General features: G+C 68.8%; 10 protein-coding genes. 5 read left to right on the plus strand and 5 right to left on the minus strand.

Annotated features, from left to right (window positions below):
• Window position 1 precedes the first annotated feature (1 nt).
• Window positions 2–1,639, plus strand: a complete 1,638-nt coding sequence (locus HWX14_RS13210; RefSeq protein WP_175883122.1) for a glycoside hydrolase family 32 protein — start codon at window positions 2–4, stop codon at window positions 1,637–1,639.
• A 53-nt stretch (window positions 1,640–1,692) separates the two neighbouring features.
• Here HWX14_RS13210 and HWX14_RS13215 read toward each other — a convergent pair whose 3' ends face one another.
• Together HWX14_RS13215 and HWX14_RS13220 are read right to left on the minus strand one after the other, a co-directional pair.
• Window positions 1,693–2,442 (minus strand): SDR family oxidoreductase, encoded by a 750-nt coding sequence (locus tag HWX14_RS13215; protein WP_175883123.1) that lies wholly within the window; start codon window positions 2,440–2,442, stop codon window positions 1,693–1,695.
• Window positions 2,443–2,564: 122 nt separating this feature from the next.
• Entirely contained in the window at window positions 2,565–3,482 is a 918-nt protein-coding gene (locus tag HWX14_RS13220) for a LysR family transcriptional regulator (RefSeq protein ID WP_175883124.1), read from the minus strand.
• Window positions 3,483–3,644: 162 nt separating this feature from the next.
• Here HWX14_RS13220 and HWX14_RS13225 point away from each other — a divergent pair, with 162 nt between their 5' ends.
• The 3 genes from HWX14_RS13225 (at window position 3,645) to HWX14_RS13235 (ending at window position 6,085) form a co-directional block, all read left to right on the plus strand.
• On the plus strand, window positions 3,645–5,123 hold the full coding sequence (locus HWX14_RS13225) for a PLP-dependent aminotransferase family protein (protein WP_175883125.1): 1,479 nt from the start codon (window positions 3,645–3,647) through the stop codon (window positions 5,121–5,123).
• 94 nt (window positions 5,124–5,217) lie between these two features.
• A complete protein-coding gene (locus tag HWX14_RS13230; RefSeq protein ID WP_006479143.1) occupies window positions 5,218–5,655 on the plus strand; it encodes a carboxymuconolactone decarboxylase family protein in 438 nt (145 codons plus the stop codon).
• Window positions 5,656–5,665: 10 nt separating this feature from the next.
• A complete protein-coding gene (locus HWX14_RS13235; RefSeq protein WP_175883126.1) occupies window positions 5,666–6,085 on the plus strand; it encodes a cupin domain-containing protein in 420 nt (139 codons plus the stop codon).
• Between the two features lie 109 nt (window positions 6,086–6,194).
• Here HWX14_RS13235 and HWX14_RS13240 read toward each other — a convergent pair whose 3' ends face one another.
• Together HWX14_RS13240 and HWX14_RS13245 are read right to left on the minus strand one after the other, a co-directional pair.
• Window positions 6,195–7,409, minus strand: a complete 1,215-nt coding sequence (locus tag HWX14_RS13240) for a porin (protein ID WP_175883127.1) — start codon at window positions 7,407–7,409, stop codon at window positions 6,195–6,197.
• A 480-nt stretch (window positions 7,410–7,889) separates the two neighbouring features.
• Window positions 7,890–8,948 carry a phytoene/squalene synthase family protein gene (locus HWX14_RS13245; protein ID WP_175883128.1) on the minus strand — a complete coding sequence of 353 codons (1,059 nt, stop codon included), beginning with the start codon at window positions 8,946–8,948 and terminating at the stop codon, window positions 7,890–7,892.
• 383 nt (window positions 8,949–9,331) lie between these two features.
• On the opposite strand from HWX14_RS13245, the gene HWX14_RS13250 reads away from it, so the two are divergent.
• Window positions 9,332–10,477, plus strand: coding sequence for a glycerophosphodiester phosphodiesterase (locus tag HWX14_RS13250; protein ID WP_175883129.1), 1,146 nt, complete (start codon window positions 9,332–9,334; stop codon window positions 10,475–10,477).
• 70 nt (window positions 10,478–10,547) lie between these two features.
• Here the strand turns inward: HWX14_RS13250 and HWX14_RS13255 are convergent, their stop codons facing one another.
• Entirely contained in the window at window positions 10,548–12,173 is a 1,626-nt protein-coding gene (locus HWX14_RS13255) for a rhodanese-related sulfurtransferase (RefSeq protein ID WP_175883130.1), read from the minus strand.
• Between the last annotated feature and the right edge of the window lie 27 nt (window positions 12,174–12,200).

A 12,200-nucleotide genomic window follows, 5' to 3' on the forward strand; every position in this document is an offset into this window, starting at 1 on the left:
CATGAAATTGACGTCTTTCCGTTTTTCCGCCCGCCTCGTCCGGCTGCTGCTCGCCTGCATGGCCTGCACGCAGGCCGCCGCCGCGCCCTGCCATACGCCCGCCGAAAACGGCACGCCGCAATGGCGGCCCGCCGTCCACTACACGCCGCAGCGCAACTGGATGAACGATCCGAACGGGCTCGTCTACGCGAACGGCCGCTATCACCTGTTCTATCAATACAACCCGCTCGGCAACGACTGGGGCAACATGTCGTGGGGCCACGCGACCAGCACCGATCTCGTCCACTGGCGCGAGCAGCCGGTCGCGATGCGCGCGAACGCCACCGAGGAAATCTTCTCCGGCTCGATCGTCGCCGATACGCTGAACACGTCCGGTCTCGGCATGCCGGGCCACACGCCGCTCGTCGCGCTTTATACGAGCGTCTACAAGCCCGGCTCGGGTCACGCCCCGGGCATACAGGCGCAGTCGCTCGCGTACAGCCTCGATCAGGGCGCGACGTGGCAGCCGTATGCGCACAACCCGGTGCTGACGCTCGATCCGGAATCGAAGGAATTTCGTGATCCGAAAGTGTCGTGGTATGCGGCGGGCGGCTACTGGTTGATGACGACGGTCGTCGCCGATGCGCACGTCGTGAAGCTCTATCGCTCCGACGACCTGATCCACTGGTCGTTCCTCAGTGACTTCACGCTGCCGGACGTGCCGCATGCGGGCGCGCTGTGGGAAATGCCGGACCTCATACCGCTGCCGCTCGACGACGATCCGAAGCGAATCAAGTGGGTGATGATCGTCAACGTGAATCCGTGGTCGATCGCCGGCGGCTCCGGGGCCATGTATTTCGTCGGCAACTTCGACGGCCGCACGTTTACGCCCGACCGCGTCGCGCCCGCCGGCTCCGATCCCGCGCAATTCCGCTGGGTCGATCACGGCGCCGATTTTTATGCGGCCGGCACGTTCTCCGGCGCACCCGGCGCCCGGCCGGTCGCGATCGCCTGGATGGGCAACTGGGATTACGCGGCAAAAGTGCCGACCGCCCCATGGCGCGGCGCGACCACGCTGCCGCGCGAACTGTCGCTGAAGACGATCGACGGCGAGCCGACCCTCATCGTCGCGCCGGCCGCCGCCTTCGACGCGTGGGCCGACGGCCGGCCCGCCGTGCATGAAGGCGACGTCACGGTCGACTCCGCAACCCGCGCGCTGTCGGCCGCGACGCGCGGCGTCGTCCAGCGCATCACGGTGACGATCGCGCCGCAGCGTGCCGCGCGCGCGGGGCTGATCGTGCGGCGTTCGGCCGACGGCTCGATCGGCACCCGGATCGTGTACGACACCGCGAAGCGCACGCTGACGCTCGACCGCTCGCAATCCGGCGAAACGAATTTCGCCGGCACGTTCAGCCGCGAGCATATCGTCGATCTGCCGCTCGAACACGGGCAACTGCGGCTCGAAATCGTCGTCGATCACGGGTCGGTCGAAGTGTTCGCGAACGGCGGGCGCGTCGCGCTGACGGACCTGGTCTTTCCGCCGCTCGATGCGGACCGCGTGGCCGTGTTTGCCGAACAGGGCCGCGCGACGTTCTCGGGCCTGACGGTGACGCAACTGGAAACCGGCGACGCGACGCGCGGCGCGTGTGCGTCCCGATAGCTACATGTAACGGGGGCCGTTTGGCCGGTTACGGTCCCCGCCCGCGTCGCCGCTCAGAGCAACCCCATCCCGCCCGACGCGATGATTTCCGCGCCGACGATGAACGCGGATTCCGGCGCGCTCAGGTGCAGCACCGTCGACGCGATTTCATCCGGCGTGCCGAACCGGCCGATCGGCACGAGGCCCTTGATCTTGTCGGCCGTCGCGTCGAGCGTCGCCGCATCGAGCCCGAGCTTGCCGTACAGCGGCGTCTGCACGGGCCCGGGGCTCACCACGTTCACGCGCACGCCGTGCGGCAGCAGCTCCGTCGACAGCGTCTTCGCGAACGAATTGACGGCCGCCTTGCTCGCCGCGTACACCGACGAGCCGGGCATCCCGATATGCGCGTTGATCGAACCGTTGATCACGATCGATGCACCTCGGTTCAGCAGCGGCACCAGCGACTGGATCTGGAAATACGCGCCCTTCACGTTGGTGTTGAACACGAGATCCCACATCGCTTCGTCGCTGTCGGCGAACGGCGCGAGTTTCGCGACGCCCGCGTTGACGAATACGGCGTCGAGCCGCACGCCGGCGGCGGCGAGCGCGTCGGCCAGCGCGCGGGCCGACGCGACGCTGCCGGCTTCGTTGCGAATCGCCAGCGCCCGTTCGCCGAGCGTTTGGCGGGCGGCTTCCAGCGTGTCGGCGTCGCGCCCGGTGACGATGACCCGCGCGCCTTCGGCCGCGAATGCGCGGGCGGCCGCCAGGCCGATGCCGCTGTTGCCGCCCGTGACGAGGACCGTCTTTCCTTCGAAGCGTTGCATGATGTTCTCCTGTGAACCGGTGAGTTGACCGTGAACACAGGATGCGCGCGGCGCCCGGCCTTGCCGTACGACGGGCGCGGCGAACATGTTCGAAAACGTCGAACATGTTGGCGCGGGTGCGTTCAGCCGGCCACGTCGATCCCGTCGAGCAGCCGCTGCGCGAGCCGCGGCTCGCGCAATTGCTCCAGCCACCATTGCAGCGCGCGACCGTCGCTGTCGTCGTGCCACGCGACGTACAGCAGATTCGGCTCGCGCGGGTCGGCCGTCTGCTTCTCGACCAGTTCGCCGCGCGCGAGCAGCGACGCGACGCGCCGGCGCGGCACCCAGCCGACGCCGAGCGCATCGCGCTGCGCGAGAATCTTCGCGCGCATCGACGGCACCGCGAGCACCGCCTGCCCGCCGAGCAGCCCGTACGCGCGGCCGGCCGCGCGCCGCGACGAATCGGCGACGACGACCGATCGGTGCGCGCCGATCGCGTCGCGCGTCAGCACCCCGTTCCCGGAGGCCAGCGGATGGCGCGGCGACACCGCGAACACCCACTCCATCGCGCCGAGTTCGAACCACTTGAGGCCCGGAATCGCCGGCGGCTCGTTGGTCGCGCCGACGACCAGATCCGCGCGGCCGTCGCGCAACGCTTCCCAGGTCCCGCCGAGCACCTCGTGCGTGAAGCGCAGCGACACGCCCGAATCGAGCGCGTCGAATGCGTGCACGACCGGCAGGAGCGTGTCGAACTCCAGCACCTCGTCGCTGACGATCCACAGCCGGTCCTCCCAGCCGCTCGCGACCTGCCGCACGCGCTGCGTCAGCCGGGCGACGTCGAGCGCCAGCCGCGCCGCCTCGTCGGCCAGCAACTGCCCGGCCGGCGTGAGTTGCAGCCGGTAGCCGCGCCGGTCGAACAGCAACGCGTCGAACCGCGTTTCGAGCTGGCGCGCCGCATGCGACACCGTCGACGGCGCCTTGCCGAGCCGTGCGGCGGCACGCGACAGGCTGCCGGTGGCGCGGATCGCGTCGAGCAGCGCCAGTTCGTCTTCGGACAGCATGAGATCGCTCCACGGTGAGGGTTCGTGGATCGTAAGGCACGGGCCGGCTGCGGTCCAATCGGCGATCACGGCGGCGGCCGCCCGCCGCGAACCGCCGCCGGCGCAGGCGACTTCCGGTATGCTGGTCGACGCCAAATCACCCCGATCGAGGTAACCACTGCGATGGACATCGCGATCCGCATCGAAGGCCGTCACGACCTGACGGGGCAAATCTTCCGGCAACTGCGCACCGCGATCGTCGACGGGCGGCTCGAAAGCGGCGCGCGGCTGCCGTCGACGCGCGACCTCGCGAAACAGCTCGGCGTGTCGCGCAAGACGACGCTCGACGCGTTCGAGCGGCTGGTGGCCGAGGGCTACCTGAATACCCGCGCGGGCGACGGCACGTTCGTCGCCCACGGGCTCGCGCGCGTGCCGCATGCGGCGTCGGCGCCGTCGATCGTCGCCGAGATGCCGCGGATCGACGCGGTCGATGCGCGTGCGCTGTGGAACGACCTGCCCGACGCGCTCGCGATGCCCGCGCCGCAGGACTCGCCCGGCTTCGACTTTCGCGGCGGCGTGACCGACAAGACGCTGTTCCCGTTCGACGCGTGGCGGCGCTGCCTGCATCACGCGCTGCGCCAGCAGGCGCGCGGCCCCGGCCAGTACCACGAGCCGGCCGGCGATCCGCAGTTGCGCGGCGCGATCGCGCGCTACGTCGGATTCAGCCGCGCGGTCGCATGCGGCTGGGACGACGTGCTCGTCACGCAAGGCGCGCAACAGGCGCTCGACCTGCTCGCGCGCGTCGTCGTGCGGCCGGGCGACGTCGTCGCGGTCGAGGATCCCGGCTATCCGCCCGCCCGCGCCGCGTTCGCGTCGCTCGGCGCGACGGTGATCGGCGTGCCGGTCGACGCGCAGGGGCTCGTCACGGAACGGCTGCCGGACGACGCGCGGCTCGTCTACGTGACGCCGTCGCACCAGTTCCCGCTCGGCATGCCGATGACGCTCGATCGCCGCGTCGCGCTGCTCGAATGGGCGCAGCGCCGCCGCGCGGTGATCATCGAGGACGACTACGACGGCGAATTCCGCTTCGAAGGCCGGCCGGTCGAATCGCTGAAGAGCCTCGACCGCACGGGCCTCGTCGCGTACGTCGGCACGTTCTCGAAGACGATCTTTCCCGAGCTGCGGATCGGCTACGCGATTCCGCCGCGCGCACTGCGCGGCGCGCTGGTCAAGGCGAAGCAGATCGTCGACTGGCACACGTGCACGCTGACGCAGGCGGCGCTCGCGCGCTTCATGCTCGAAGGCGATTTCGCGCGGCACCTGAAACGCGTGCAGAAGCACTACGACGCGCGTCGCAAGATGCTGATCGCGCACCTGCGCGGCGAGCTCGCGCCGTGGTTCGACGCGATCGTGCCGACCGCCGGCATCCATCTCGCCGCGCACCTAAGGCCGGGCCTCGACGAAGCGGCGCTGGTCCGCGCGGCGCGCGCGCAGGACATCGGCCTGTACGGAATCTCGGCGTTCCACGTGCGCGTGCCGGTGCGCCCCGGGCTGCTGTTCGGCTATGGCGGGATCGACGCGCTGCGCATCGACACGGCGCTCGCGAAGCTGGCCGGCTTGCTGGAGGCCGGCATCGCGGGCGGCCCGCCGCTGGTTACCTGAATTTCAACAGAATTGGTTATTCAAGCAGGCCAGTGCGGCGCTTAAAGTGGGTCCTGTCGCGCCACCCGGCGCACCCAACCGAAAAGGACCTGCCATGCAACCGCGCCTGAACTTCTATGCCGCCAGCCCGAATGCGATCAAGGTGATGCGCAACGCCGAGGAATTCCTCGCGAAGAGCTCGATCGAGAAACCGCTCGCCGAACTCGTCCGCCTGCGCGCGTCGCAGATCAACGGCTGTGCGTTCTGCGTCGACATGCACACGACCGACGCGCGCAAGGGCGGCGAAACCGACCGCCGTCTCGCGACCGTCGTCACGTGGCGCGAAACGCCGTTCTTCACCGAGCGCGAACGCGCGGCGCTGGAGTGGACCGAGGCGCTGACGCTGGTGGCCAGCAACCATGTGCCCGACGCCGTCTGGGAAGCCGTGAAACCGCACTTCACCGACGAGGAACTGTTCGACCTGTCGATGCTGATCGCGACGATCAACTCGTGGAACCGCTTCGCGATCGCGTTCCGCAAGATGCCCGAGTGAGGCGGCGACGATGATCCGTTCCCCGCTCCCTCGCGTCGCGCTGCACGCCGGGCTCGTGCTCGCCGCGGCGCTGCCGGCCGCCGCCCACGCGCACGACGCCGGCGACAACGTGCACGCGATCATGCAGCAAGCCGTGCCCGAAGCGCCGGGCAAGCTCGCCGTCGTTGCGACGGTCGACTATGCGCCCGGTCAGGCGTCCGAAGCGCACAAGCACCTCGGCCCGGTGTTCGCCGTCGTGTCGAAAGGCGAAGTGCTGTCGCAGGTGAACGGCGGCCCGCTGCGCCGCTATCGCGCCGGCGAAGGCTGGTACGAGCCGCCCGGCTCGCGCCATCAGGTGTCGCGCAACGCGAGCGCGACCGAGCCCGCGCAACTCGTCGTGTTCGGGCTGACGGGCGAGCATCAGCCGCTGAAGTCGCCGATCGATCAGTGATCCGGCGCGACGGATCGCGCATCGGCTCGCGACGTAAACGAAAAAACCGGCCCGAAGGCCGGTTTTTTCATACCGCATGCCGTGAGCGGCGCTCGCGCGCCGCGCGACATCAGAAGCGGTGGATCAGGCCGACGCCGACGCCGATCTGGTTCTGCTTCGAACCTGCGCCCACGCCGTCGCCGATCGACGTCGTTGCAGCGATGACCGCCGCGCCGTTGAGCGTGTTGCCGCTCGCGTGCTGGTACGCCTCAACCGCGTACAGGCCCGTGCGCTTCGACAGGCTGTAGTACTGCGACAGCGTGACCTGGTGGTACTTGGCCGAGCTCGAGATGCCGTTCGACTCGGTCGCACGCGTGTACGAGTAGCCTGCCGCGAAGTCCCACTGCGGCGATGCCTTCCAGTGCAGTACGGCGCCTGCCGTGTTGAAGATCGCCGTGTTGCGGAACGACGAGCCGACGCCCGGGATGTACTGGACGTTCGAATACGACGCCGAAATATCCCACGACGGCGTGAACTGGTAACCGGCCGTCACGGCGACACGTTGTTGCGACTGTGCCGTCTTGTAACCGTTGTTGATCGACGACACGGCCTGTTCCGCACCGTTGCCGCTCGTGTCCAGACCGTTCTGCGCGGTCGAGTTCGCGCCCCACACACCGCCGCCGAGCGTCGAGTTGTTGATCTTCTGGTAGCCGACCGCGATGCCTGCCGGGCCGTTCAGGTACTGGATCGCCGCGCTCCACGTCGAGCCGCGGTTCGTCGCGCCTGCGACGCCGCCGAACGAGTACGAACCGCCGACCGTGAAGCCGTAGAACTTCGGCGACATGTAGACGAGCGAGTTGTTCGCGCGGTAGCTGGTATCCAGCGAATCGATGTCGCCCGGGTGCGCGCCGTAGTAGCCGGTCAGCCAGGTCGTCGGGCTGTACGGCGACAGCAGCGTGTAGTACGCGGTGTACTGGCGGCCGGCCGTCAGCGTACCGTACGTGGTGTTGGTCAAACCAACCCATGCCTGACGCGTGAAGATGCCGTTGGTCCACTGCGACGAGCCGTTAGCCGTGTTGACGCCGGCTTCCAACTGGAAAATCGCCTTCGTGCCGCCGCCGAGATCTTCGCTGCCCTTCAGGCCGAAGCGGCTGCCTGCCCACACGCCGGTGGACATCTGCACCTTCGAGTGGCCACCCGAGGTCGCACCGGTTGCCGACGAGTTGTTCTGCCAGGCGATACCGTTGTCGACGATACCGTACAGGGTCACGCTGCTCTGGGCGTGGGCGGCGGTAGCGGCTGCGAGACCGACTGCCGTCATGGCGAAAGCGACGCGCTTTTTCATTGATTCTCCGTCCTCAAAGAATGTTTCTTTTCTGGTGTGGTTTTATGACCGACACATGTGCGAGTACATGCCGACGCGATTCTGACGGATTACCTATTGTTTCCCAACATGTGCAGTCGGTCATCGTATGATCGACGCAACGCACGGGTTCACCAAACGGTTACATGACGCCTCGAAATGCTTGCGCAGCGGGCGTTTCCGGCATTTCCCGGTGAAAACCCTAGCTTTACATTTTTACGGGTGCAACACGACCGTCCGATGTCGTCAGACGCCTTCGGCGACAAAAGGTCTTACAAATGCGCGATCGAAGCTGACGCCGCGATTCACGCCGCCGCGCAGGATCGCCGACATTCATGACACCCACATTTCGAGACACGAAATCATGAAAACGTTTTTAGTCGGCGTGCCGGAGGCTGGACGGGAGCGGCCCGACGAACGCGGGCCGGGAGGCGATGCCGGCGCCTGCCGCGCCGGCGATCTTCAGTACTGGGTTGCGAGCCGCGCGGTCACCGCATCGGCGAGCGCGGTCAGGCGCGCGCGGATCGCCGTGTTCGAACCGACCAGCGCGAGCGACGCCGCCATGATCCGGTAGACGCGCTTTCTCGGCACCTTGGCCGGCTTCGCCGGGTCGAGCCACGCAGCGTGACCGGCCAGCAGTTCGAGGGTTTCGAGGCCGATCATGATCGGCCACAGGCAGGCGAGCCGCAGCCGCACGAAACGACGCGGAATCGCGAGCGTATACAGGCAGGCGTCGCGATACTGGTCGAGTGCGACGCGCAGCAGGTCGACCAGTACGCCGCGCGCACGTTCCGATGCTTCTGGCTGCATCAGGTCGGCCACCACGAGCCCGTGTGCGCGCAGCACGTCGTCGGGCAGGTAGCAGCGGCCGATGCGCAGGTCCTTCGCGCAGTCGCGCAGGATGTTGGTCATCTGCAGCGCCTTGCCGAAACGGATGCCCTTCTCGCGCATGTCCGACAGATCCCAGCCGCGCGCGGCACGCGTGTGCGCGCCCGTCATGTCGGTCCAGAATTCGCCGACGCAGCCCGCGACCAGGTACGTGTAGCGGTCGAGCATGTCGCGCGTGGGCAGCGATGCGACCTGCCCCGACTGCTCGTGCGGAAACGTGCGCAGGTCGAACTCCATCCCCGCGGTGAGCGTCGCGACGACCTTGCGGATCGACGCGCGATCGGCCTCCGGCTGCGCGCGCAGCAGCGCGAGCATCGGCTCCATCGAACCGAGCAGCAGGTGTTCGTGCGAATCGGTCTGCATCCGCGTCACGTCCTCGAGCGAACGCGACAGCGCCGCGCCGTCGCCGAGCCGTTCGATGTCGTCGCGCAGGTCGGTCAGCAGCGCCGCGCGGCGATCGGGCGCGACGAGCGCCGTGTCGGCGATCGTGTCGGCCGCGCGCGCGAGCAGATACGCGAGGCCGACCGGGTCGCGCATGCCGTCGGGCAGCACGCGCAGCGTCAGGTAGAAGGAGCGGGAAACGTTCTTCAGCAGCTCGCCGAGCAGATAGGCGGGATCGGTATGGGTCGTCATGGGTCGGGAAAAATCGGCCGGCGCGGGCCCCGGCCGCACACGGGCGCCGGACGCCCGCGCCGGCCCGCGAGTCGCCGCATCGTCGCGCCAGACGGGCCTCGGCCCCGTTGCGGCGATGCAAAATTCCCGCAAGTTTAGTGCATCCGGCGCACGAACTCGTTGCGACGGCCGGAATGCGGTGCGCAGCAGCCCCCCGTCACTCGCGCTGCCCTGCCCGTCGCGCCTTCAAAACAGAACGGAAAGGTCGAAGTAATACATATGTAATTATTCGATGCGACGATCGCGCACCGTTCGACTCCGTTCAGCCAGGGCTCCCCGCCGGGCCGCCGGCGCGAGCGCCCTTTTCCGACTCCTTTCCGACTCCGTTTCGAAGGTTCATCGACATGCTCTTCAAGCGCCCGACCTCCCTGCGCTACGTCCCGTTCGCCTGTGCCGCCGCATTCCTGCTCGCTGCGTGCGGCGGCGACGACGATCTGACGCGCGATCCCACCCAGCCGATTTCCGCGAAGGTCCAGGTGGTCGGCCATCGCGGCGCGAGCGCGCTGCGCCCCGAACACACGCTCGCGTCGTACCGCAAGGCGATCGAGGACGGCGCGGACGTGATCGAGCCCGACCTCGTGTCGACCCGCGACGGTGTGCTGGTCGCGCGCCACGAGAACGAGATCTCGGGCACGACGAACGTGTCGACGCTGCCGCAGTTCGCGAGCCGCAAGGCGACCAAGACGATCGACGGCACGCAGTTGACCGGCTGGTTCACCGAGGATTTCACGCTCGCCGAGCTGAAGACGCTGCGGGCGCGCGAGCGCATTCCGCAGGTGCGCCCGGCCAACACCGCGTACAACGACCAGTTCGAGATTCCGACGTTCGACGAGATCGTCGCGCTCGCGAAGCAGATGTCCGCGCAGACCGGCCGCACGATCCACCTGTATCCGGAGACCAAGCATCCGACCTACTTCCAGTCGATCGGCCTGCCACTCGAGGACCGCCTGGTCGACGCGCTGCTGAAGGATGCGTACACGGCGCGCACGGCAACCGTCTACATCCAGTCGTTCGAGGTCGCGAACCTGAAGACGATCCGCAACCGGATCAAGTCGAGCCAGCCGAACTGGAAGCTCGTGCAGTTGATGGACGAAGCCGGCCAGCGCCCGTACGACTTCGTGAAGGCGAACGACACGCGCACCTACGGCGACCTGTCGACGCGCGACGGGATGCGCGAGATCGCAACCTATGCGAACGGCGTCGGGCCGTACAAGACGTCGATCATCGCGGTCGCCGCGGACGGCACGCTGCAGCAGCCGACGCCGTACGTGCGCCATGCGCACGAGGCCGGCCTCGTCGTGCATCCGTACACGTTCCGCCCGGAGAACAACTTCCTGCCCGCGTCGCTGAAGGACGGCGGCACGCCGGCCACGCGCAATACGGCCGGCTCGGTGCGCGAGATCCAGGCGTACCTGCGCGCCGGCATCGACGGCTTCTTCACCGACGATCCGGCCGTCGGCCGCACGGCCGTCGATACGTTCAAGCGCTGAGACGAAGCGCCGACATGCGTCGTGACCGGGCGCCGCGCACGACGCGCCGCGCCCGGTTGCATCGCGTCGCTCAGATCACGTTGAAGTGGTGCGTGCCGTCCCGCTTCAACTGGTCGACCAGCCCGTATTCCCAGTCGAGATAGGCCTGCATCGCGGCGGCCGCGTTGTCGGTGCCTTCGTACGGGCGCCGGTAGCGGTCGACGCGCGGCGACGCGAGGTGCGTCTCGCCGCTCTCCAGCGGCAGCCCGGCGTCGATCCACGCGGCCGTGCCGCCGGTCAGCACCCGGATCTCGGCCGAGGCCGGCAGTAGCGCGCGGGCGTCGTCCGCCGCGAACCGCGCGAGCAGGCTCGATCCGCACGTGAACACGTAGCGCTTCGCGGGCGGAATCGCCGCCAGCGCGTCGCGCAACTGCGCGCGCACGGCGAACCACGCGCCCGGGATATGCCGCTTCACGTAGTTCGCGCTGGCCGTCACGTCGACGATCGCGAGTTCGCCGGGCTCGGCTTCCTTCAGCCAGCCGGCGAGCGTCGCGGGCGACACGTCGGCGGCGGGCGGCGTCGCCGGCACGTCGCGCGGCGGCTGGCCGCGCTCGGCGAATGCCGCGGTGCCGCCCGGTTCGACGACGCGCACGTCCCAGCCCATCTGCGCGAGCCACGACGCGGTCATGTCCGCGCGCACGCCGTCGTCGTCGGCCAGCACGATCCGCGCGCCGCGCACGGCCGCGTGATGGTCGGTCTCCTGCACGAGCTGGCCGCCCGGCGTGCTCAGGAAGCCCGGCAGGTGGCCGGCTTCGTATTCCTCCGGCGTACGTACGTCGAAGCGGTACAGCGTGCGGCCCGGCTCGTCGAGCGCCGCGACGTCGGCCAGCGCGATGCGCGGCACGCCCGCGCGCTCGGCCACCGCGCGGGCGGCCCGACGCGCTTCGTCGCGCTGCGTCGCGCCGATCTCGTCCGGAAAGCGGCGCGCGGCGCCGCGCTCGAGCGTCTGGCCGGCCAGCGTCCAGCCGATCGTGCCGTTGCGCAGCGCGGCGACCGGATTCGGCAGCCCCGCGTTGACGAGCGACTGCGTGCCGATGATGCTGCGCGTGCGGCCCGCGCAGTTGACGATCACCTGCGTCCGCGGGTCCGGCGCGAGCGCGCGCACGCGCAGCACGAGCTCCGCGCCCGGCACGCTGGTCGACGTCGGGATGTTCATCGTCTGGTATTCGTCGAAGCGCCTTGCGTCGACGATCACGACGTCGGCCTTCGCATCGATCAGCGCCTGCACCTCCTGCGCGGACAGCGACGGCGTATGGCGCTCGGCCTCGACCCATTCGCCGAACGACTTGCTCGGCACGTTCACGTCGATGAACAGTTCGCCGCCCGCGGCGACCCAGCCCGCGAGGCCGCCGTCGAGCAGCCGCACGTCGGTGTAGCCGAGCCGTGCGAGCGTCGCGGCCGCGCGCGGCGCGAGATCCTCGCCGCCCGCTTCGCCGAACACGACGATCGGCGTGTCGCGGCGCGGAATCCGCGTCCACGCGTCGAGTTCGAGCTTCGACAACGGAAAGTTGGCGGCCCACAGCGGATGGCCCTGTGCGTACGGATCTTCCTCGCGTACGTCGATCAGCGCGATCTCGTCGCGGGCCAGCAGGCGCGCGCGTACGTCCTGGTACGACGCGACGGGAAAGCGGGAAGTGGAATCGGCGGATTGCGTCACGATGTCTCTGGGTTGGATACGTTGAAG

Source organism: Burkholderia sp. BCC0044, from assembly GCF_902832955.1.
Taxonomy (GTDB): Bacteria; Pseudomonadota; Gammaproteobacteria; order Burkholderiales; family Burkholderiaceae; genus Burkholderia.